General features: G+C 42.5%; 8 protein-coding genes and 1 other RNA gene. 3 read left to right on the forward strand and 6 right to left on the reverse strand.

The genetic code is table 11. The annotated features are described in order from the left end of the window. Positions 1 to 25: 25 nt before the first annotated feature. On the reverse strand, positions 26 to 658 hold the full coding sequence (locus tag NDN11_RS12895) for a UPF0149 family protein (protein WP_251109865.1): 633 nt from the start codon (positions 656 to 658) through the stop codon (positions 26 to 28). 66 nt (positions 659 to 724) lie between these two features. Here NDN11_RS12895 and NDN11_RS12900 point away from each other — a divergent pair, with 66 nt between their 5' ends. From NDN11_RS12900 to ssrS, 3 genes are all read left to right on the forward strand, one after another. Continuing rightward, on the forward strand, positions 725 to 1,279 hold the full coding sequence (locus tag NDN11_RS12900) for a hypothetical protein (protein ID WP_004808598.1): 555 nt from the start codon (positions 725 to 727) through the stop codon (positions 1,277 to 1,279). 2 nt (positions 1,280 to 1,281) lie between these two features. Next, complete coding sequence (locus NDN11_RS12905; RefSeq protein ID WP_167248877.1) at positions 1,282 to 1,569, forward strand: cell division protein ZapA; 288 nt, start codon at positions 1,282 to 1,284, stop codon at positions 1,567 to 1,569. 79 nt (positions 1,570 to 1,648) lie between these two features. Continuing rightward, a non-coding RNA gene (ssrS, locus tag NDN11_RS12910) (6S RNA) lies at positions 1,649 to 1,830 on the forward strand. 107 nt (positions 1,831 to 1,937) lie between these two features. On the opposite strand, the gene NDN11_RS12915 is transcribed toward ssrS, so the two are convergent. The 5 genes from NDN11_RS12915 to NDN11_RS12935 form a co-directional block, all read right to left on the reverse strand. Beyond that, positions 1,938 to 2,378 carry an SMI1/KNR4 family protein gene (locus NDN11_RS12915; protein WP_251109866.1) on the reverse strand — a complete coding sequence of 147 codons (441 nt, stop codon included), beginning with the start codon at positions 2,376 to 2,378 and terminating at the stop codon, positions 1,938 to 1,940. 80 nt (positions 2,379 to 2,458) lie between these two features. Next, positions 2,459 to 3,697: a putative solute-binding protein gene (locus NDN11_RS12920; RefSeq protein WP_167248873.1), complete on the reverse strand. Its 1,239-nt coding sequence runs from the start codon at positions 3,695 to 3,697 to the stop codon at positions 2,459 to 2,461. Between the two features lie 232 nt (positions 3,698 to 3,929). After that, a complete protein-coding gene (locus tag NDN11_RS12925) occupies positions 3,930 to 4,130 on the reverse strand; it encodes a hypothetical protein (protein WP_167248871.1) in 201 nt (66 codons plus the stop codon). Positions 4,131 to 4,576: 446 nt separating this feature from the next. Continuing rightward, positions 4,577 to 5,368: a trimeric autotransporter adhesin/peptidogylcan-associated protein TpgA gene (gene tpgA / locus NDN11_RS12930; protein WP_251109867.1), complete on the reverse strand. Its 792-nt coding sequence runs from the start codon at positions 5,366 to 5,368 to the stop codon at positions 4,577 to 4,579. Between the two features lie 65 nt (positions 5,369 to 5,433). Further along, positions 5,434 to 24,504: an ESPR-type extended signal peptide-containing protein gene (locus NDN11_RS12935; RefSeq protein WP_251119280.1), complete on the reverse strand. Its 19,071-nt coding sequence runs from the start codon at positions 24,502 to 24,504 to the stop codon at positions 5,434 to 5,436. Between the last annotated feature and the right edge of the window lie 229 nt (positions 24,505 to 24,733).

Below are 24,733 nucleotides of genomic sequence, written 5' to 3' on the forward strand. Positions count from 1 at the left end.
ATAAGGGATTAAGGCACCGCCCGAGTTAACTCGGACGATGTGGGGTAAACATTTCTACCACTGTTTGTGGATCAGCTGGGTTGTCTTGATTTCTGCTTTTCGCATGAAAGTTTTGTAATAAAGAACTTTCGGCTACAGGAATCTTGGTACGACCAATCGATAAGCTGACAGGAATTAAGCGTACAAACTCATAGAGTTCCTGATAGCTTTCTTCACCTTCTTCATCATTATCCGAGTCTTCAAACTCAACAGCTGCAACATCTTGTAAGTGTTCAATCAGCTCTTGTTCCTCAGCTCGGATATGACCAGAAGCCAAACCAAAACCTAGCACCACACCTGCACACCAGTCCGCCAAGGCCTGAACACGATCTGCCAGTAAATGATTGTCATCTGGGAGCATCGGTAAATAATCTAATTCATCATCAGATAAAGCATGTGCAACATCTTCTGCTTCATCCGTTAAACTTTGCAGTGCTTCTGGCTGTAAAGCAGGCACATTCAGGGTGTTTAAGATTTGTGACCATTCATCTGCGCTTGGTGCTTGTGTCACACAAACTATACCTGTTAGCAAACCGTGTAACTCACTTGGGCTTGAAATTTCTTCAATCCCATCAAAATGAGCATTCCATTCTGTCCAACCTGAAATATCGTCTTGCATTCGTTTATCCAACCTCTATACTGCTGTATATATTACCTTTGATTGCAACTCTGTGCGACCTTCGTTATGTTAGAACAATTACAGCGTCTACAAGCGCATATTGGTGTTTTAAAAACACGCCTACATCACTTAGAGCGAGAAAATACTTCGCTCACCGAAGCTAAGCAATTAGCTGAAACTGACCAACATGCACAAATTGTGCAGAAAAATAGCATCATCACGCAAAAGCAGGAAGAAGTTGATAACTTAACTGAACAACTGACTCAGTTACAAGATCAATTTAAACAACTGAATCAAGATGCAACAACTTTAGCGGAACGTTATAGCCGCTTAGAGAAAAGCACCACTGATTTAAAAAATCGCTTCCAAGAAATCTTGGCTGAGCGTAATGACTTACGTGTGAATAAAGAGAAATTACAAGCACAGCAACGTCATAGTCAGCAAGAGATTCAAGATTTACAACAAGACCGTGATCGCTTATTACAAAAAAATGAGCTGGCGAAATCCAAAGTTGAGGCCATTATTCAGCGCCTTTCAATTTTAGGCACAGCACAGGATCAGCACGCACAAGAAATTCAACAGCTTGCACACCCAAATGCTGAAACCCAAGAGGAGATCTAAGCATGAGTGAACCAATCGTTGTCGAACTTCGCTTAATTGAACAGACTTTCCGTCTTAATACGACAGAAGAAAAACGTGAAGAATTAGAGCGTGCCGCAGAATTACTCAATCAAAAATTCCATGACATGCGACGTAGTGCCCCACGGGTTGAACATAATAAGCTTGTGATTATGGTTGCGTTACAGATGGCACAAGAAGTCTTTAGTTTAAACAAGTCTTTACAGGAATATGCGCATTGCGAACATCTTCTACAAACGATTTTGGAAGATGTCGAACAAACTGTTGAGTAAAATTGCACAAAGCCCCATCAATTAGTAAGTATCTTTACATGCAGTGATTGCCATCATGTAAAGATCGGGTATACTAAAGCTATCTCTAGGGTGTTCGCCAGTACGTCTATTCCCCTGCCGATACTTAAATTTATGGATGTGTTCTGTGTATTTTGAGTGTATGCCTGCCTCGAGTAGGAAACCCATTAAGTATGCGTCACCTCCACCTTGAACTCATCGGGTTCAGGGTAACGACCATGCAGCGGCACCTCTGGAGTATCTTTTTCAAAGATAATTAAAAAATAATAATTCAACGTCTAATTCTATTTATAATAATTTATTTGTCTCGAATTAACCTTATGATTTTTAATAGTCCCCATTAAATATTTTTATAATAATTCATCGCTATCGATTAAATATTGATTTAAAAATGCTGTGAAAGAATCTGCAATTTTTGTTTTTTCTGCCCCTCCCACTTGATATACGACACTATCCAAACCAAGCTGATCGAGTTGTACCACATACCCCCAACACCAGACTAAATAGTCCGAAAATACAAAACAGTTCGGATATAAATACTTATCTTTATCATAATCGCTTGCAATACTTTCAAAAGATTGAAAGTCAGTTAGCGACAAAAAAGTAAAATATTTATCATCCATGTCTCGATCAGCGATACCATTAAACTCTAAGAAGTAAGTTCTTAAAATTGGCGATAATTTGACTTGATACTTATATTCAAAAGCCAAAATGTCCTGCCATGTTGCTGGTGTATTCAAGCGTACATTTTGTTTTTGTAATTTACTTTTAATCTTATTAATCACATTCATGATGTAGTCTGATAGATATCAATCTAATTAAAGTAAATCATTTTTACCGATCAAATAATCAATTCTTTGGATATGGCTTATTACTCATCTTTCAAAGCACATTCATAATTGCTTGGGTCTTGTGAACAACGAACCTGTTTCAACAACTTCATCATATCTTTGTCATAGAACCCTTCTTTAGTCATCTGAATACGCGCTTCACGCATTAAACGGACATAACCAGGTTTGTCGCTTTCATTTAATTTCAACCAAAACTTCTCAGGAATTTTTGCTTCAATCTTGTCGACAAATTCAAATGCAGGATTTAACTGTTTTGAAATCACTTCTCGTGCAATTGAGCCCATCCCTGCTGGAAACTTATTACGATGCATAATCAAAGTACCAGTTACCTGAATCACAGGAAATTTAATAATTCCACCGACTGCCTTACCTGATTTATCAGTCATGCCTTTTTGCAATTCTAGCGGTTCAAATAAAATGGCTGGTCCCGCCATGATATCCACTTCTTTATTATTAAATTTACCGCCCACAGTCACTAAATCAACTGACACAGGTTGTGCCCCCACATTCTGTACCAATTTCTTTTGAGTTTCATCAAATTGGAACACGGCAACTTTCTTGCCAGCGGCTTTAGCCAAAGTATTAATATTACGATCAGTCACCATGATATAGGCTGCACCTAGCGGTACAATCCCCACTACTTCATAATCATTATTTATCATCTTTTCATCAAATTTTGGATTAGCCAAAACCTGAATCACTGAACTGAGTTGCTTATAGGTTTGTAATGCACCAATCGCATCGACACTCCCTACAAATTTATTAAACTGTTTTGCACGTAAGTTACTGATCCCTGCCCCATCACAGCGTTTACTTCTAAAGTCTTCTGTTAAGACTGCTTCATTGGTGTAGACCTTGAGATTAACTATTGTCGATGCCTGTTTTTTCAGTTTCGGATAATCGAAATCTAATTTGAATTGTAAGTGTGAAGGACGTGTCACATTCATATTGACACCAAACTGCTTGGCCACACGGACGATACTTGGAATTTCTGAGATATAACTGGTTGCTTGTTCAAATGCTTCGCTATGCTCACCATTCGGAGAAAACACACATAAAGTCACTTGCTTTGGAATCTGTTGCCAAGTTTTTGGATCATTCAATAATTGCTTCACTTTGTTTTGTGAATGAGGCGAAAGGCTTAAATCTAACTTAGCTTCTGGTGCAGCATAAACTGTATTGATCACAGCCCATAAAGATGCAAACACGCATGACAGAACGAAGGGCTTTAAAAATCTTGTGAATTTATTATTTTGCATTGTCTGATCCATCCTTAGCTATTTCCCAATAGTTTTATTCAAGTTAAGGATAAAGCATGAAAATAGAATTGACTGCTTTTATTTCGATAGCGTCAATTCGGTCAAAATAACATCACCCATATAGGATCAGAATAAAGATGATAATCAAAAAGGATGTTAGAAAGCATCAAGCTTTTGAGTAATCGTTATGTATAACAAGCATTTTCAATTTAAATGCTTGTTATATCCCGACTTAAATAAATGACCAAATGACATTTTCATCTTGTCGCTTTAATAGGAAACTCATTTGATGATCATCTTCAACCACAATATGCTGATTCGAAATCATCTTAACTTTAAGTAAGGTATCATTTTGATAAACTAAATCATTCATACCTTCTTTGGTTAAGATCAGCATCTGATCCAACACAATTAACTTCTTTGATTCCAACATCGTATTCCCTCTCAAACTGTTCACAAGTGTTGAGTATTTATGAGATCGATAAGTTTATATCATCTCGAATAGGCCCTTTATTCATGCCATTCGTACTCAAAAATACTCATTTTAATTATTTGAATACATGAAACTGACATCTGATGATGTTAGCTCATGCTGCGCATTTTAGATTATTTTTTAAACAACTATATATATTTTGTCAGACAGTTCACATAAATTAGATTTTATGTAAGCGATATTTCAAAAATAAAAATCATAAGAAAAAATCAATTTTATTAAATATTTAGCTATGTTTTTAGTACTTACTATTCATTTCTAATAGATTATCAAAATTGACCAATTGTAAAAATAAATCGTATTTATTTGAAAAATAATAAATTTTACCAAATATCTGCTTATAAAAAATGGCTACTATAAAGTAGCCATTTTTTATTGAATATTTCTTACCAACTCACGTTAACACGTCGATTTGGAGCCAAACATCCGACAAGTTGACTATTTGCCTTGTGTCCAGCACATTGCTGGTATAAGTCAGTTTGGCTATTGGCTTGAATTTGAATACGATTTGCATCGATACCCTCATTAACCAATAATTTTGCAACAGTATTAGCACGTTGTGCGGATAACTGATGATTATAAGCAAATTTACCCAAAGGATCGGCAAAGCCAGCAACAATGATAGGACTATTCGCTGGTGCTTGTTTGATTCGCTGTGCAATTGCTGCCACTGAGCTAGAACCCTGTTCAATTGCATTGGCATTTGAGCGATCAAACGCAAAAAATACACTTGATGAACGTAAACTATTTAAATTGGTATCAGCGGGAACCTGGTTATTAGCCCCCCAAGCCATTAAACCTTCACACGCCTCGCCTTTCCACGACAAGCGTTCTGATAACGCTTGCTTATCAAAGTCTACACGCAACTGACAACGTAAATAATCCTGGCTATTCGGCTGACGGACATCTAGTACATAGTTCCAAGTTTTGACAAAGAACAGACCTTCACTAAATTGAGGATTTCCCAATACATGTCTGATTTGATCTTTGCTTAAGCCTGTTCCTAAACGAGCAACATTATCATATTCATAACGTTTTACTTGCTTAAGATAACTCTTTTCAACTGCTGGAAATTTGATTTCCTCTTGTTGAACAACAACTTCATCATCTGCTGCAAATGTCATCATTGCAAAAGAAGATGCTATCCCGATAACCAGTGCTTTTATCATGTTTTTCATATTTTAACTCTCTTTATCTATTGGAGATGAGGAGAGCCTAAAGGCCCTCCGACATAACGGGTCCCTTAGTCAATTACGCCACTGATACCAATACGTACACTTGGATCACCTTGTGATGCAGCAGCTACACCACCCGTGATAGACCAACGACCATTATCCGCAGTCTTACGCAAAGTTACGCCGACTGCATTTTCACCACCATGATAAGAAGCACCTGCTGCATAGGTATATTTACCGGCTACATATGGCGCTGCCTCCAATGCCATTGCCGCTGCAATACCTGCATTGGCTTTTTTCTCTACATCATCAATACGCTGATTTGTTGAATAGAATACTTGCTCAAGTTTGTTATCAATATTATCAATACGATTACTTAACGCTTGATCCGCTTTATTCAATGCATCTATCGCACCACCAACATTGTTATGTTTGGTATCACCAACTGTATAAGTAGGAGCTGTATAAGTATTATTTTCATACTTGGCACCGCCACCTAAATACTCAGCAAACTTTTGATTAGTCGTATTAAGTTGTGAGCCATTTACAGCATCTTTAGACGTTGCATTGACTGCACCATCTTTCACACCTGTTACAACACGATTACCATCAGTACCAGCGACATTTACACTCGTACCACCAGTGTCTTTAGCTACGGTAACCTCAGCACTACTATTCGCCTGTTTAACCAGACCAACAGTACCATTATTAATATCATTTTTAATGTTATTAATAGCGTTGGTGTTGTTGGTAATCTGCCCCTGCAAATTATCTTTAACTTGCGCAAGCTGACCACCATTCACTGCATCTTTAGAGCCTTGCTCAACCTTACCATCTTTTACATTGGTAATCGTGGTTCCATCGGCTCCGCCAAGTGTGATCTTGTCTTTTTTGGCATCGTCATATTTCACTGCATTGTTGGCAAGCTCATTCACATTGTTATTCACATTGCTGATTGCGCTATCCAATTGACCTTTGTTCACGGCATCTGTTGCATTCGTACCAGCCGCAACATTAGTCACCTGTTTATTGCCGGCATTGATACCCTGAGTTGTTACACTTGGACCACCCGCAATCGTTAATCCAGTGTTGTTTAACACAACCGCATTATTACCAATGGTGATTCCAGTATTGTTCAAAACAGTGTTACCTGCTTTCACAGAATCAACCGTCAAGTCTTTTGCAGTTTCAACTTCATAGTTATCTGAACCATCAGCATTTTTGGTCTTTTTCACAACAATATTTTGACCATTCGTCACAGTCGTTTTCGATGTTGTTCCTACCGAGCCAATCGCTTTGTCAAGTGCTGTTAATGCATCACCAACATTGGTCTGATTACCTTGTGCCACATTATAAGTCGGTCCTGTAATCGTACCATCATTATTAACTTTAGCACCGCCACCCAAACTATCTACAAGTGCAGTTTGAGTCGTCACAACTTGATTACCCACAGCTTTCAACTGAGCAACGTTCACTGCATCCGCATCAGCACGACCAGCTGCAACACCCGTAATTTGACGGTAGATACCACCCGCCTCATCACCTACGGCAACTGCACCTGTAGTTGAAGTTGTCTTAGTGATTGCTGCTTTATCCGCACCCGTTGCCGCTGATAATGCATAACCTGCAACGCCAGCACCTGTTGTCGCTGCTGAGCCATTGCCCAACACAACTGATCCAGCCACTGTTTTCGTCACATTGTTACCAAGGACAAAAGTATCATCTGTAAGCACTTGGTTATTGTTACCCACAGAATAACTGTTCGCACCATCAACAATTGTTGGATCACCAATCGCACCAGAGTGATCACCTTTCACTTTGTTACCCGTACCAATACTGATTGATTGTAAACCTGTTGCCTCAGCACCTTGACCAATTGCAATTGACTCTTTTCCGCCAGCTTTACTGTTATGGCCTAAAGCAACTGCACTGTCTGCACCAGTTGAAACAATTGCATTTACACCAATCGCTGTAGAATTTTTACCACCCGCACTTGAATCATTGGTTGTACCCAAATCACCTTTAGATGTATCCGCATTGGTATGGAAGAATTTGATACCATCGGTATTCATCTTCTGAACCGTTTGACCAATCGTCAGACGATCTGTCGTTTCTTGACCTTGCTTATCATAGGTTAAGAACAATGAGTCTTGGTTCTTGTTATCAGGATTTTTATTTACAACCTGATCAATTATGTTCACCTTATTGCCATTACCATCAACAACTTCTGTAATGTTATTGCTGATCGCAACTTTCAATTGCTCTTCAGTTGCAGCTCTACCTTTAGTTGCAAAATCAGCTGCTTTAATGTCTTTATTACTCAAGCCTTCAATGGTATTGCTTGCCTTATCAATAACGACACTTCCTACAGTCACCTTGTCGAAGTTCACATCTTTCGCTGTCGATACTTGATAGTTGCTTGAACCATCTGCATTCGTCGTTGGGGTCACAACAACGTTATCTCCTGCTGTAACCGTCGTTTTCGCTTTAGTGGCCGCATCTTTAACGCTTGTGATCGCTCCATCAATTGTGTTCGAACCTGTACCACCAATGTTATTGGTCGTGATGGCACCAGTTGTTGCATCAATCGTTGTATTGCCACCAATTGCATTCTTCACATCATTCGCTGTGTTGAATAATTGACTACCATTTACCGCATCAGTTGAGCTTGAATTTACCGCACCCGCTTTTACGTTAGTAATCGTGGTACCACCAGCTCCTACAAGCGTGATCTTGTCTTTAGTCGTTGCATTGTCGTATTTAACTGCTGCATCGTCTAACGTACCCAACTTGCTATCAACTGCTGCCAATTGATCTTCTGTTGCTGCTTGACCTGATACTGCTGTGCCGTTCCAGGTCTTATTGCTTAAACCACCAATCGTACCTGCTGTACCATCAATAGTGACTGGATTCGCTGTACCAACTTTAATGGTATTACCTAAGCCTAGCTGTACACCATCTGCTGTCGTGGTACTGGTGATGCTGCCATCTGTTGAACCTTTAACATTCAGCGTATCGCCTAAAGCAAATTGGTTACTGCTTGTACCATTTCCAAACTTAATGCCTTTGTCCGCTGTCGCTTGTGCTGCATCTGCCGCATTTTGAGCAGTCGTCACATTTTGATTGGTCGTAAATAATTGTCCACCATTCACCGCATCTGTCGATGCCGCTGAACTGATATCTCCAACAGTCACATTGGTGATCTTTTTATTACCTGCATTGATACCTGTCGTTTTATCTACAACAACTGTACCTACAGTTACCTTGTCGAAGTTTACATCTTTCGCTGTCGATACTTGATAGTTGCTTGAACCATCTGCATTCGTTGTTGGGGTCACAACAACGTTATCTCCAGCTGTAACCGTCGTTTTCGCTTTGGTAGCTGCATCTTTAACGCTTGTGATCGCTCCATCAATCGTGTTCGAACCTGTGCCACCAATGTTATTGGTCGTGATCGCACCAGTTGTTGCATCAATCGTTGTATTGCCACCAATTGCATTCTTCACATCATTCGCTGTGTTGAATAATTGACTACCATTTACCGCATCAGTTGAGCTTGAATTTACCGCACCCGCTTTTACGTTAGTAATCGTGGTACCACCAGCTCCTACAAGCGTGATCTTGTCTTTAGTCGTTGCATTGTCGTATTTAACTGCTGCATCGTCTAACGTACCCAACTTGCTATCAACTGCTGCCAATTGATCTTCTGTTGCTGCTTGACCTGATACTGCTGTGCCGTTCCAGGTCTTATTGCTTAAACCACCAATCGTACCTGCTGTACCATCAATAGTGACTGGATTCGCTGTACCAACTTTAATGGTATTGCCTAAGCCTAGCTGTACACCATCTGCTGTCGTGGTACTGGTGATGCTGCCATCTGTTGAACCTTTAACATTCAGCGTATCGCCTAAAGCAAATTGGTTACTGCTTGTACCATTTCCAAACTTAATGCCTTTGTCCGCTGTCGCTTGTGCTGCATCTGCCGCATTTTGAGCAGTCGTCACATTTTGGTTGGTCGTAAATAATTGTCCACCATTCACCGCATCTGTCGATGCCGCTGAACTGATATCTCCAGCTTTCACGTTAGTGATAGTCGTGCCTGCTGCACCACCGCCTAAAGTCACTTTGTCTTTAGTCGTTGCATTGTCGTATTTAACTGCTGCATCGTCTAACGTACCCAACTTGCTATCAACTGCTGCCAATTGATCTTCTGTTGCTGCTTGACCTGATACTGCTGTGCCGTTCCAGGTCTTATTGCTTAAACCACCAATCGTACCTGCTGTACCATCAATAGTGACTGGATTCGCTGTACCAACTTTAATGGTATTGCCTAAGCCTAGCTGTACACCATCTGCTGTCGTGGTACTGGTAATGCTGCCATCTGTTGAACCTTTAACATTCAGCGTATCACCTAAAGCAAATTGGTTACTGCTTGTACCATTTCCAAACTTAATGCCTTTGTCCGCTGTCGCTTGTGCTGCATCTGCCGCATTTTGAGCAGTCGTCACATTTTGGTTGGTCGTAAATAATTGTCCACCATTCACTGCATCTGTCGATGCTGCTGAACTGATATCTCCAGCAGTCACATTGGTGATCTTTTTATTACCTGCATTGATACCTGTCGTTTTATCTACAACAACTGTACCTACAGTCACCTTGTCGAAGTTCACATCTTTCGCTGTCGATACTTGATAGTTGCTTGAACCATCTGCATTCGTTGTTGGGGTCACAACAACGTTATCTCCAGCTGTAACCGTCGTTTTCGCTTTGGTAGCTGCATCTTTAACGCTTGTGATCGCTCCATCAATCGTGTTCGAACCTGTGCCACCAATGTTATTGGTCGTGATCGCACCAGTTGTTGCATCAATCGTTGTATTGCCACCAATTGCATTCTTCACATCATTCGCTGTGTTGAATAATTGACTACCATTTACCGCATCAGTTGAGCTTGAATTTACCGCACCCGCTTTTACGTTAGTAATCGTGGTACCACCAGCTCCTACAAGCGTGATCTTGTCTTTAGTCGTTGCATTGTCGTATTTAACTGCTGCATCGTCTAACGTACCCAACTTGCTATCAACTGCTGCCAATTGATCTTCTGTTGCTGCTTGACCTGATACTGCTGTGCCGTTCCAGGTCTTATTGCTTAAACCACCAATCGTACCTGCTGTACCATCAATAGTGACTGGATTCGCTGTACCAACTTTAATGGTATTGCCTAAGCCTAGCTGTACACCATCTGCTGTCGTGGTACTGGTAATGCTGCCATCTGTTGAACCTTTAACATTCAGCGTATCACCTAAAGCAAATTGGTTACTGCTTGTACCATTTCCAAACTTAATGCCTTTGTCCGCTGTCGCTTGTGCTGCATCTGCCGCATTTTGAGCAGTCGTTACATTTTGGTTGGTCGTAAATAATTGTCCACCATTCACCGCATCTGTCGATGCTGCTGAACTGATATCTCCAGCAGTCACATTGGTGATCTTTTTATTACCTGCATTGATACCTGTCGTTTTATCTACAACAACTGTACCTACAGTCACCTTGTCGAAGTTCACATCTTTCGCTGTCGATACTTGATAGTTGCTTGAACCATCTGCATTCGTTGTTGGGGTCACAACAACGTTATCTCCAGCTGTAACCGTCGTTTTCGCTTTGGTAGCTGCATCTTTAACGCTTGTGATCGCTCCATCAATCGTGTTCGAACCTGTGCCACCAATGTTATTGGTCGTGATCGCACCAGTTGTTGCATCAATCGTTGTATTGCCGCCAATTGCATTTTTCACATCATTCGCTGTGTTGAATAATTGGCTACCATTCACTGCATCTTTTGATGCCGCTGTCACTGCACCCGCTTTCACATTAGTGATAGTCGTGCCTGCTGCACCACCGCCTAAAGTCACTTTGTCTTTAGTCGTTGCGTTGTCGTATTTAACTGCTGCATCGTCTAACGTACCCAACTTGCTATCAACTGCTGCCAATTGATCTTCTGTTGCTGCTTGACCTGATACTGCTGTGCCGTTCCAGGTCTTATTGCTTAAACCACCAATCGTACCTGCTGTACCATCAATAGTGACTGGATTCGCTGTACCAACTTTAATGGTATTGCCTAAGCCTAGCTGTACACCATCTGCTGTCGTGGTACTGGTGATGCTGCCATCTGTTGAACCTTTAACATTCAGCGTATCGCCTAAAGCAAATTGGTTACTGCTTGTACCATTTCCAAACTTAATGCCTTTGTCCGCTGTCGCTTGTGCTGCATCTGCCGCATTTTGAGCAGTCGTCACATTTTGGTTAGTCGTAAATAATTGTCCACCATTCACTGCATCTGTCGATGCCGCTGAGCTGATATCTCCAGCAGTCACATTGGTGATCTTTTTATTACCTGCATTGATACCTGTCGTTTTATCTACAACAACTGTACCTACAGTTACCTTGTCGAAGTTCACATCTTTCGCTGTCGATACTTGATAGTTGCTTGAACCATCTGCATTCGTTGTTGGGGTCACAACAACGTTATCTCCAGCTGTAACCGTTGTTTTCGCTTTGGTGGCTGCATCTTTAACACTTGTGATCGCTCCATCAATTGTGTTCGAACCTGTACCACCAATGTTATTGGTCGTGATTGCACCAGTTGTCGCATCAATCGTTGTATTGCCACCAATTGCATTCTTCACATCATTTGCTGTGTTGAATAATTGACTACCATTTACCGCATCAGTTGAGCTTGAATTCACCGCACCTGCTTTAACGTTAGTAATGGTTGTACCACCAGTACCTGCAAGCGTGATCTTGTCTTTAGTCGTTGCATTGTCATATTTAACTGCTGCATCGTCTAACGTACCCAACTTGCTATCAACTGCTGCCAATTGATCTTCTGTCGCCGCTTGACCTGATACCGCTGTGCCGTTCCATGTCTTGTTGCTCAGACCTTTGATCGTGTTCGTTGTTTTATCAACAACTACACTTCCTACAGTTACCTTGTCGAAGTTCACATCTTTCGCTGTCGATACTTGATAGTTGCTTGAACCATCTGCATTCGTCGTTGGAGTGACAACAACGTTATCTCCAGCTGTAACCGTCGTTTTCGCTTTGGTAGCTGCATCTTTAACACTTGTGATCGCACCATCAATCGTGTTCGATCCTGTGCCACCAATGTTATTGGTCGTGATTGCACCAGTTGTTGCATCAATTGTGGTTGAACCACCAATTGCATTCTTCACATCATTTGCTGTGTTGAATAATTGGCTACCATTCACCGCATCTTTTGATGCCGCTGTCACTGCACCAGCTTTCACATTAGTGATGGTCGTGCCTGCAGCACCACCGCCTAAAGTCACTTTGTCTTTAGTCGTTGCATTGTCATATTTGACTGCTGCATCGTCTAACGTACCCAACTTGCTATCAACTGCTGCCAATTGATCTTCTGTTGCTGCCTGACCTGATACCGCTGTGCCGTTCCATGTCTTATTGCTTAAACCACCAATCGTACCTGCTGTACCATCAATAGTGACTGGATTCGCTGTACCAACTTTAATGGTATTGCCTAAGCCTAGCTGTACACCATCTGCTGTCGTGGTACTGGTAATGCTGCCATCTGTTGAACCTTTAACATTCAGCGTATCACCTAAAGCAAATTGGTTACTGCTTGTACCATTTCCAAACTTAATGCCTTTGTCCGCTGTCGCTTGTGCTGCATCTGCCGCATTTTGAGCAGTCGTCACATTTTGGTTGGTCGTAAATAATTGTCCACCATTCACTGCATCTGTCGATGCCGCTGAGCTGATATCTCCAGCAGTCACATTGGTGATCTTTTTATTACCTGCATTGATACCTGTCGTTTTATCTACAACAACTGTACCTACAGTCACCTTGTCGAAGTTCACATCTTTCGCTGTCGATACTTGATAGTTGCTTGAACCATCTGCATTCGTTGTTGGGGTCACAACAACGTTATCTCCAGCTGTAACCGTTGTTTTCGCTTTGGTGGCTGCATCTTTAACACTTGTGATCGCTCCATCAATTGTGTTCGAACCTGTACCACCAATGTTATTGGTCGTGATTGCACCAGTTGTCGCATCAATCGTTGTATTGCCACCAATTGCATTCTTCACATCATTTGCTGTGTTGAATAATTGACTACCATTCACTGCATCTTTTGATGCCGCTGTCACTGCACCAGCTTTCACATTAGTGATGGTCGTGCCTGTTGCACCACCGCCTAAAGTCACTTTGTCTTTAGTCGTTGCATTGTCGTATTTAACTGCTGCATCGTCTAACGTACCCAACTTGCTATCAACTGCTGCCAATTGATCTTCTGTTGCTGCCTGACCTGAGACTGCTGTGCCGTTCCAGGTCTTGTTCGTTAAACCACCGATCGTACCTGCTGTACCATCAATAGTGACTGGATTCGCTGTACCAACTTTAATGGTATTGCCTAAGCCTAGCTGTACACCATCTGCTGTCGTGGTACTGGTAATGCTGCCATCTGTTGAACCTTTAACATTCAGCGTATCGCCTAAAGCAAATTGGTTACTGCTTGTACCATTTCCAAACTTAATGCCTTTGTCCGCTGTCGCTTGTGCTGCATCTGCCGCATTTTGAGCAGTCGTCACATTTTGGTTAGTCGTAAATAATTGTCCACCATTCACTGCATCTGTCGATGCCGCTGAGCTGATATCTCCAGCAGTCACATTGGTGATCTTTTTATTACCTGCATTGATACCTGTCGTTTTATCTACAACAACTGTACCTACAGTTACCTTGTCGAAGTTCACATCTTTCGCTGTCGATACTTGATAGTTGCTTGAACCATCTGCATTCGTTGTTGGGGTCACAACAACGTTATCTCCTGCTGTAACCGTCGTTTTCGCTTTGGTGGCTGCATCTTTAACGCTTGTGATCGCACCATCAATCGTGTTCGAACCTGTACCACCAATGTTATTGGTCGTGATTGCACCAGTTGTTGCATCAATTGTGGTTGAACCACCAATTGCATTCTTCACATCATTTGCTGTGTTGAATAATTGGCTACCATTCACTGCATCAGTTGAGCTTGAATTCACCGCACCTGCTTTTACGTTAGTAATCGTGGTACCACCAGTACCTGCAAGCGTGATCTTGTCTTTAGTCGTTGCATTGTCGTATTTAACTGCTGCATCGTCTAACGTACCCAACTTGCTATCAACTGCTGCCAATTGATCTTCTGTTGCTGCCTGACCTGATACTGCTGTGCCGTTCCATGTCTTGTTCGTTAAACCACCAATCGTACCTGCTGTACCATCAATAGTGACTGGATTCGCTGTACCAACTTTAATGGTATTGCCTAAGCCTAGCTGTACACCATCTGCTGTCGTGGTACTGGTGATGCTGCCATCTGTTGAACCTTTAACATTCAGCGTATCGCCTAAAGCAAATTGGTTACTGCTTGTACCATTTCCAAACTTAATGCCTTTGTCCGCTGTCGCTTGTGCTGCATCTGCCGCATTTTGAGCAGTCGTCACATTTTGATTGGTCGTAAATAATTGCCCACCATTCACCGCATCTGTCGATGCTGCTGAGCTGATATCTCCAGCTTTCACGTTAGTAATGGTTGTACCACCAGTACCTGCAAGCGTGATCTTGTCTTTAGTCGTTGCATTGTCATATTTAACTGCTGCATCGTCTAACGTACCCAACTTGCTATCAACTGCTGCCAATTGATCTTCTGTCGCCGCTTGACCTGATACCGCTGTGCCGTTCCATGTCTTGTTGCTCAGACCTTTGATCGTGTTCGTTGTTTTATCAACAACTACACTTCCTACAGTTACCTTGTCGAAGTTCACATCTTTCGCTGTCGATACTTGATAGTTGCTTGAACCATCTGCATTCGTTGTTGGGGTCACAACAACGTTATCTCCAGCTGTAACCGTCGTTTTCGCTTTGGTAGCTGCATCTTTAACACTTGTGATCGCACCATCAATCGTGTTCGATCCTGTGCCACCAATGTTATTGGTCGTGATTGCACCAGTTGTTGCATCAATTGTGGTTGAACCACCAATTGCATTCTTCACATCATTTGCTGTGTTGAATAATTGGCTACCATTCACCGCATCTTTTGATGCCGCTGTCACTGCACCAGCTTTCACATTAGTGATGGTCGTGCCTGCAGCACCACCGCCTAAAGTCACTTTGTCTTTAGTCGTTGCATTGTCATATTTGACTGCTGCATCGTCTAACGTACCCAACTTGCTATCAACTGCTGCCAATTGATCTTCTGTTGCTGCCTGACCTGATACCGCTGTGCCGTTCCATGTCTTATTGCTTAAACCACCAATCGTACCTGCTGTACCATCAATAGTGACTGGATTCGCTGTACCAACTTTAATGGTATTGCCTAAGCCTAGCTGTACACCATCTGCTGTCGTGGTACTGGTAATGCTGCCATCTGTTGAACCTTTAACATTCAGCGTATCACCTAAAGCAAATTGGTTACTGCTTGTACCATTTCCAAACTTAATGCCTTTGTCCGCTGTCGCTTGTGCTGCATCTGCCGCATTTTGAGCAGTCGTCACATTTTGGTTGGTCGTAAATAATTGTCCACCATTCACTGCATCTGTCGATGCCGCTGAGCTGATATCTCCAGCAGTCACATTGGTGATCTTTTTATTACCTGCATTGATACCTGTCGTTTTATCTACAACAACTGTACCTACAGTCACCTTGTCGAAGTTCACATCTTTCGCTGTCGATACTTGATAGTTGCTTGAACCATCTGCATTCGTTGTTGGGGTCACAACAACGTTATCTCCAGCTGTAACCGTTGTTTTCGCTTTGGTGGCTGCATCTTTAACACTTGTGATCGCTCCATCAATTGTGTTCGAACCTGTACCACCAATGTTATTGGTCGTGATTGCACCAGTTGTCGCATCAATCGTTGTATTGCCACCAATTGCATTCTTCACATCATTTGCTGTGTTGAATAATTGACTACCATTCACTGCATCTTTTGATGCCGCTGTCACTGCACCAGCTTTCACATTAGTGATGGTCGTGCCTGTTGCACCACCGCCTAAAGTCACTTTGTCTTTAGTCGTTGCATTGTCGTATTTAACTGCTGCATCGTCTAACGTACCCAACTTGCTATCAACTGCTGCCAATTGATCTTCTGTTGCTGCCTGACCTGAGACTGCTGTGCCGTTCCAGGTCTTGTTCGTTAAACCACCGATCGTACCTGCTGTACCATCAATAGTGACTGGATTCGCTGTACCAACTTTAATGGTATTGCCTAAGCCTAGCTGTACACCATCTGCTGTCGTGGTACTGGTAATGCTGCCATCTGTTGAACCTTTAACATTCAGCGTATCGCCTAAAGCAAATTGGTTACTGCTTGTACCATTTCCAAACTTAATGCCTTTGTCCGCTGTCGCTTGTGCTGCATCTGCCGCATTTTGAGCAGTCGTCACATTTTGGTTAGTCGTAAATAATTGTCCACCATTCACTGCATCTGTCGATGCCGCTGAGCTGATATCTCCAGCAGTCACATTGGTGATCTTTTTATTACCTGCATTGATACCTGTCGTTTTATCTACAACAACTGTACCTACAGTTACCTTGTCGAAGTTCACATCTTTCGCTGTCGATACTTGATAGTTGCTTGAACCATCTGCATTCGTTGTTGGGGTCACAACAACGTTATCTCCAGCTGTAACCGTTGTTTTCGCTTTGGTGGCTGCATCTTTAACACTTGTGATCGCTCCATCAATTGTGTTCGAACCTGTACCACCAATGTTATTGGTCGTGATTGCACCAGTTGTCGCATCAATCGTTGTATTGCCACCAATTGCATTCTTCACATCATTTGCTGTGTTGAATAATTGACTACCATTTACCGCATCAGTTGAGCTTGAATTCACCGCACCTGCTTTAACGTTAGTAATGGTTGTACCACCAGTACCTGCAAGCGTGATCTTGTCTTTAGTCGTTGCATTGTCATATTTAACTGCTGCATCGTCTAACGTACCCAACTTGCTATCAACTGCTGCCAATTGATCTTCTGTCGCCGCTTGACCTGATACCGCTGTGCCGTTCCATGTCTTGTTGCTCAGACCTTTGATCGTGTTCGTTGTTTTATCAACAACTACACTTCCTACAGTTACCTTGTCGAAGTTCACATCTTTCGCTGTCGATACTTGATAGTTGCTTGAACCATCTGCATTCGTCGTTGGAGTGACAACAACGTTATCTCCAGCTGTAACCGTCGTTTTCGCTTTGGTAGCTGCATCTTTAACACTTGTGATCGCACCATCAATCGTGTTCGATCCTGTGCCACCAATGTTATTGGTCGTGATTGCACCAGTTGTTGCATCAATTGTGGTTGAACCACCAATTGCATTCTTCACATCATTTGCTGTGTTGAATAATTGGCTACCATTCACCGCATCTTTTGATGCCGCTGTCACTGCACCAGCTTTCACATTAGTGATGGTCGTGCCTGCAGCACCACCGCCTAAAGTCACTTTGTCTTTAGTCGTTGCATTGTCATATTTGACTGCTGCATCGTCTAACGTACCCAACTTGCTATCAACTGCTGCCAATTGATCTTCTGTTGCTGCCTGACCTGATACCGCTGTGCCGTTCCATGTCTTATTGCTTAAACCACCAATCGTACCTGCTGTACCATCAATAGTGACTGGATTCGCTGTACCAACTTTAATGGTATTGCCTAAGCCTAGCTGTACACCATCTGCTGTCGTGGTACTGGTAATGCTGCCATCTGTTGAACCTTTAACATTCAGCGTATCACCTAAAGCAAATTGGTTACTGCTTGTACCATTTCCAAACTTAATGCCTTTGTCCGCTGTCGCTTGTGCTGCATCTGCCGCATTTTGAGCAGTCGTCACATTTTGGTTGGTCGTAAATAATTGTCCACCATTCACTGCATCTGTCGATGCTGCTGAACTGATATCTCCAGCAGTCACATTGGTGATCTTTTTATTACCTGCATTGATACCTGTCGTTTTATCTACAACAACTGTACCTACAGTCACCTTGTCGAAGTTCACATCTTTCGCTGTCGATACTTGATAGTTGCTTGAACCATCTGCATTCGTTGTTGGGGTCACAACAACGTTATCTCCAGCTGTAACCGTCGTTTTCGCTTTGGTAGCTGCATCTTTAACGCTTGTGATCGCTCCATCAATCGTGTTCGAACCTGTGCCACCAATGTTATTGGTCGTGATCGCACCAGTTGTTGCATCAATCGTTGTATTGCCGCCAATTGCATTTTTCACATCATTCGCTGTGTTGAATAATTGGCTACCATTCACTGCATCTTTTGATGCCGCTGTCACTGCACCCGCTTTCACATTAGTGATAGTCGTGCCTGCTGCACCACCGCCTAAAGTCACTTTGTCTTTAGTCGTTGCGTTGTCGTATTTAACTGCTGCATCGTCTAACGTACCCAACTTGCTATCAACTGCTGCCAATTGATCTTCTGTTGCTGCTTGACCTGATACTGCTGTGCCATTCCAGGTCTTGTTCGTTAAACCACCGATCGTACCTGCTGTACCATCAATAGTGACTGGATTCGCTGTACCAACTTTAATGGTATTGCCTAAGCCTAGCTGTACACCATCTGCTGTCGTGGTACTGGTAATGCTGCCATCTGTTGAACCTTTAACATTCAGCGTATCACCTAAAGCAAATTGGTTACTGCTTGTACCATTTCCAAACTTAATGCCTTTGTCCGCTGTCGCTTGTGCTGCATCTGCCGCATTTTGAGCAGTCGTTACATTTTGGTTGGTCGTAAATAATTGTCCACCATTCACTGCATCTGTCGATGCCGCTGAACTGATATCTCCAGCAGTCACATTGGTGATCTTTTTATTACCTGCATTGATACCTGTCGTTTTATCTACAACAACTGTACCTACAGTCACCTTGTCGAAGTTCACATCTTTCGCTGTCGATACTTGATAGTTGCTTGAACCATCTGCATTCGTTGTTGGGGTCACAACAACGTTATCTCCAGCTGTAACCGTCGTTTTCGCTTTGGTAGCTGCATCTTTAACGCTTGTGATCGCTCCATCAATCGTGTTCGAACCTGTGCCACCAATGTTATTGGTCGTGATCGCACCAGTTGTTGCATCAATCGTTGTATTGCCGCCAATTGCATTTTTCACATCATTCGCTGTGTTGAATAATTGGCTACCATTCACTGCATCTTTTGATGCCGCTGTCACTGCACCCGCTTTCACATTAGTGATAGTCGTGCCTGCTGCACCACCGCCTAAAGTCACTTTGTCTTTAGTCGTTGCATTGTCGTATTTAACTGCTGCATCGTCTAACGTACCCAACTTGCTATCAACTGCTGCCAATTGATCTTCTGTTGCTGCTTGACCTGATACTGCTGTGCCGTTCCAGGTCTTATTCGTTAAACCACCAATCGTACCTGCTGTACCATCAATAGTGACTGGATTCGCTGTACCAACTTTAATGGTATTACCTAAGCCTAGCTGTACACCATCTGCTGTCGTGGTACTGGTGATGCTGCCATCTGTTGAACCTTTAACATTCAGCGTATCGCCTAAAGCAAATTGGTTACTGCTTGTACCATTTCCAAACTTAATGCCTTTGTCCGCTGTCGCTTGTGCTGCATCTGCCGCATTTTGAGCAGTCGTTACATTTTGGTTGGTCGTAAATAATTGTCCACCATTCACTGCATCTGTCGATGCCGCTGAACTGATATCTCCAGCAGTCACATTGGTGATCTTTTTATTACCTGCATTGATACCTGTCGTTTTATCTACAACAACTGTACCTACAGTCACCTTGTCGAAGTTCACATCTTTCGCTGTCGATACTTGATAGTTGCTTGAACCATCTGCATTCGTTGTTGGAGTCACAACAACGTTATCTCCAGCTGTAACCGTCGTTTTCGCTTTGGTAGCTGCATCTTTAACGCTTGTGATCGCTCCATCAATCGTGTTCGAACCTGTGCCACCAATGTTATTGGTCGTGATGGCACCAGTTGTTGCATCAATCGTTGTATTGCCACCAATTGCATTCTTCACATCATTCGCTGTGTTGAATAATTGACTACCATTTACCGCATCAGTTGAGCTTGAATTTACCGCACCCGCTTTTACGTTAGTAATCGTGGTACCACCAGCTCCTACAAGCGTGATCTTGTCTTTAGTCGTTGCATTGTCGTATTTAACTGCTGCATCGTCTAACGTACCCAACTTGCTATCAACTGCTGCCAATTGATCTTCTGTTGCTGCTTGACCTGATACTGCTGTGCCGTTCCAGGTCTTATTCGTTAAACCACCAATCGTACCTGCTGTACCATCAATAGTGACTGGATTCGCTGTACCAACTTTAATGGTATTACCTAAGCCTAGCTGTACACCATCTGCTGTCGTGGTACTGGTGATGCTGCCATCTGTTGAACCTTTAACATTCAGCGTATCGCCTAAAGCAAATTGGTTACTGCTTGTACCATTTCCAAACTTAATGCCTTTGTCCGCTGTCGCTTGTGCTGCATCTGCCGCATTTTGAGCAGTCGTTACATTTTGGTTGGTCGTAAATAATTGTCCACCATTCACTGCATCTGTCGATGCCGCTGAACTGATATCTCCAGCAGTCACATTGGTGATCTTTTTATTACCTGCATTGATACCTGTCGTTTTATCTACAACAACTGTACCTACAGTCACCTTGTCGAAGTTCACATCTTTCGCTGTCGATACTTGATAGTTGCTTGAACCATCTGCATTCGTTGTTGGAGTCACAACAACGTTATCTCCAGCTGTAACCGTCGTTTTCGCTTTGGTAGCTGCATCTTTAACGCTTGTGATCGCTCCATCAATCGTGTTCGAACCTGTGCCACCAATGTTATTGGTCGTGATGGCACCAGTTGTTGCATCAATCGTTGTATTGCCACCAATTGCATTCTTCACATCATTCGCTGTGTTGAATAATTGACTACCATTTACCGCATCAGTTGAGCTTGAATTTACCGCACCCGCTTTTACGTTAGTAATCGTGGTACCACCAGCTCCTACAAGCGTGATCTTGTCTTTAGTCGTTGCATTGTCGTATTTAACTGCTGCATCGTCTAACGTACCCAACTTGCTATCAACTGCTGCCAATTGATCTTCTGTTGCTGCTTGACCTGATACTGCTGTGCCGTTCCAGGTCTTATTCGTTAAACCACCAATCGTACCTGCTGTACCATCAATAGTGACTGGATTCGCTGTACCAACTTTAATGGTATTACCTAAGCCTAGCTGTACACCATCTGCTGTCGTGGTACTGGTGATGCTGCCATCTGTTGAACCTTTAACATTCAGCGTATCGCCTAAAGCAAATTGGTTACTGCTTGTACCATTTCCAAACTTAATGCCTTTGTCCGCTGTCGCTTGTGCTGCATCTGCCGCATTTTGAGCAGTCGTCACATTTTGGTTGGTCGTAAATAATTGTCCACCATTCACCGCATCTGTCGATGCCGCTGAACTGATATCTCCAGCAGTCACATTGGTGATCTTTTTATTACCTGCATTGATACCTGTCGTTTTATCTACAACAACTGTACCTACAGTCACCTTGTCGAAGTTCACATCTTTCGCTGTCGATACTTGATAGTTGCTTGAACCATCTGCATTCGTTGTTGGGGTCACAACAACGTTATCTCCAGCTGTAACCGTTGTTTTCGCTTTGGTGGCTGCATCTTTAACGCTTGTGATTGCTCCATCAATTGTGTTCGAGCCTGTGCCACCAATGTTATTGGTCGTGATTGCACCAGTTGTCGCATCAATTGTGGTTGAACCACCAATTGCGGTCTTAACGCTGTCTGCGACACCTTGTAACTGACCACCGTTCACTGCATCTTTAGAACCAGATGTTACCGCTCCATTCGCAACATTGGTGATCTTGTTGTTACCTGCATTGATGCCTGTCTTATTAAGACTTGGTGTGTTTGTTGTTTGTGTTACACCATCAGCATCAACAAACTTAACACCATCTTTACTTACATTAAGACCACCAGTTGCATCTTTAATAACTAAACCACTGTTATCTAATTTACTATTCCCCGCTGTAACAGAAGTAAAGTCAGGGTTATCGCTGGTTGCAACGGTAATATCCTTACCACTTTGTGTAATTGCTACATTCTTACCTGCAATAAACTTCACTTCCTGGTCTGGCGAAACCTGCGTTGAGGCGTTACCTGATACTGTTCCACCTGTCGTAGCACCAGTATTGATTTTCCAGCCTTTATTCGCATTGTTCGCAACATCGCTTACCGTTTTTAATTGATCCTCTGTTGCTGCTTGACCTGATGTAGCTGTACCGCTCCACGTCTTATTCGTTAAGCCGCTAACTCTACCTGTTGTACCGTTAATCGTCACAGGGTTCGTTCCAGCACCACTACCAACGGTAATATTGTTCGCTAGGCCAAGTTGAACGCCACCTGCGACCGTTGTACTGGTGATGTTACTGTCACCTTTTACATTGATATCACTACCCAAGGCATAGTTGTTCTTGCCTGTCGTACCACCAAAGTTGATGCCTTTGTCTGCTGTCGTTTTAGCTGCGTCTGCTGTGCTTTTTACACTCGTGATCGCGCCATCAATCGTGTTCGATCCCGTGCCACCTATGTTACTTGTGCTGATTGCACCCGTCGTTGCATCAATGGTCGTGTTGCCGCCAATTGCGGTCTTAACGCTGTCTGCGACACCTTGTAACTGACCACCGTTCACTGCATCTTTAGAACCAGATGTCACCGCTCCGTTCGCAACATTTGTTAGCTTGATAGATGAGGTCGTAGAACCATTCGCATCTTGAAGTCGAGTAGAGACATTGGTTGCTAATACTTCCGTTGGTGAACCTACTTTATTACCACCAGCATCTACTGAAGAGGATGGATACCACTTACCGTCATTTGCTTTAGTTACTTTATTACCAGAACCGTCTGTATATACAATTGGTGATGTCGACTTAGCTGATTGAATCTGATTAGTTAAGGTATTTGCAACAGCATAAATTTGGCTACCGTTGATAGCATCTGTAGATGTCGCAGAAAGTTCACCTGGTGCTACATTCTTTATTTGGCGTTCGTTGCCAATATTACCAACTGATACTTGGCGACCAGCATCTGCTGCAGTACCAGCAAAACTACTCGCACCAGTAAAACCAGTAAAACTTACGCCATTAACAGTCGCTTGAGTAACCTTTGATGCAGTTCCATCAGTTTTACTACCAGCGCCTAAAGCAACACTACCATCTTTAGTAGAAGCAGAGCCAACACCTAATGCAACAGATGTTACGCCAGTCGCTTGTGCGCGCGTACCGAAAGATGTTGCTAAATCTCCTGACTTAGACTGCACCCCAATACTTACAGCCCCTGCACCCGTTGTTGTAGACATATACTGACTTGTATCTGTCGTATTCGTTGACCCATCAAAGTTTACTAAATAATCACCTGTCAAATTTTTATATGTTTGTGCGGCACTCGAATTATTGAGGATGGCATTTTTCTGAGCTTGAGTAGAACCACCAGGTACTGTCGGATTACCTGTAGTAGCTACGCGATCTAAATCATCTCCACCAATTGCGACAGATGAATTACCTTGAGCAGTTACATTATTACCAATAGCAGTCGATTGATCTCCGACTACTTTAGTGCCAGAACCTAATGCTAGACCTTGACCAATCCCTGAACTAACAGTTGCACCATCACCGATTGCAATACTTCTAGCTGAACCTGCATATGAACCTTGACCAATTGCAATTGCCTGAGCGGCTGGTGCACAAGCTTCACCATTCGCATTATTTCCGCTATTTGCACTTCCAATAGCAATAGCACTGCTACTCTCTGTTCCTGACCCTGCAGCAGAGGAGGTACAGTCAGTACGCGTGCTTCCTCCTCCTCCTTCCCAACCAGCAAATACATATGCAGGCGCAATTACCGTCAAAATGGCAAGAGATAACGCTTTGTAATTAAATAATTTAGCTAAGCTATTTTTCTGTTCGTGCTGATCTAAACAAGCTACCTGGCCAACGCTTCCGCTCTTTTTTGTTTTTCCTCTAGCAAGTTCCGAAACCGCTACCCAAACACCCAATGAGGCGTTCCATACAACCTTATAAACCTTATTCATAATATTTTTCCAAACGCAGATAAAAGTTACAACATGTTCACTTATGTGTACAAGTCTGTCTGTTAAGTAAAGAAATGTAATTTATTGCAGTTAAAATAACTTTTTTAAAATGAGATGTAAATCACATTAGTACAAGTTACACATCTATCAATTCACCAATTTAAATTAAATTTTTAATTTTTATTTCTATAATTAAATATTATAAATCAATAGTTAATTTTTAATTAAA

Source organism: Acinetobacter sp. C26M (genome assembly GCF_023702675.1).
In the GTDB taxonomy this organism is placed as follows: Bacteria; Pseudomonadota; Gammaproteobacteria; order Pseudomonadales; family Moraxellaceae; genus Acinetobacter.

Excerpts from the sequence above, each read along its gene's own strand:
- NDN11_RS12905 (WP_167248877.1), top strand. The coding sequence starts at position 1,282 with ATGAGTGAACCAATCGTTGTCGAACTTCGCTTAATTGAACAGACTTTC.
- tpgA (WP_251109867.1), bottom strand. The coding sequence starts at position 5,368 with ATGAAAAACATGATAAAAGCACTGGTTATCGGGATAGCATCTTCTTTT.
- NDN11_RS12920 (WP_167248873.1), bottom strand. The coding sequence starts at position 3,697 with ATGCAAAATAATAAATTCACAAGATTTTTAAAGCCCTTCGTTCTGTCA.
- NDN11_RS12915 (WP_251109866.1), bottom strand. The coding sequence starts at position 2,378 with ATGAATGTGATTAATAAGATTAAAAGTAAATTACAAAAACAAAATGTA.
- NDN11_RS12895 (WP_251109865.1), bottom strand. The coding sequence starts at position 658 with ATGCAAGACGATATTTCAGGTTGGACAGAATGGAATGCTCATTTTGAT.
- NDN11_RS12925 (WP_167248871.1), bottom strand. The coding sequence starts at position 4,130 with ATGTTGGAATCAAAGAAGTTAATTGTGTTGGATCAGATGCTGATCTTA.
- NDN11_RS12935 (WP_251119280.1), bottom strand. The coding sequence starts at position 24,504 with ATGAATAAGGTTTATAAGGTTGTATGGAACGCCTCATTGGGTGTTTGG.
- NDN11_RS12900 (WP_004808598.1), top strand. The coding sequence starts at position 725 with ATGTTAGAACAATTACAGCGTCTACAAGCGCATATTGGTGTTTTAAAA.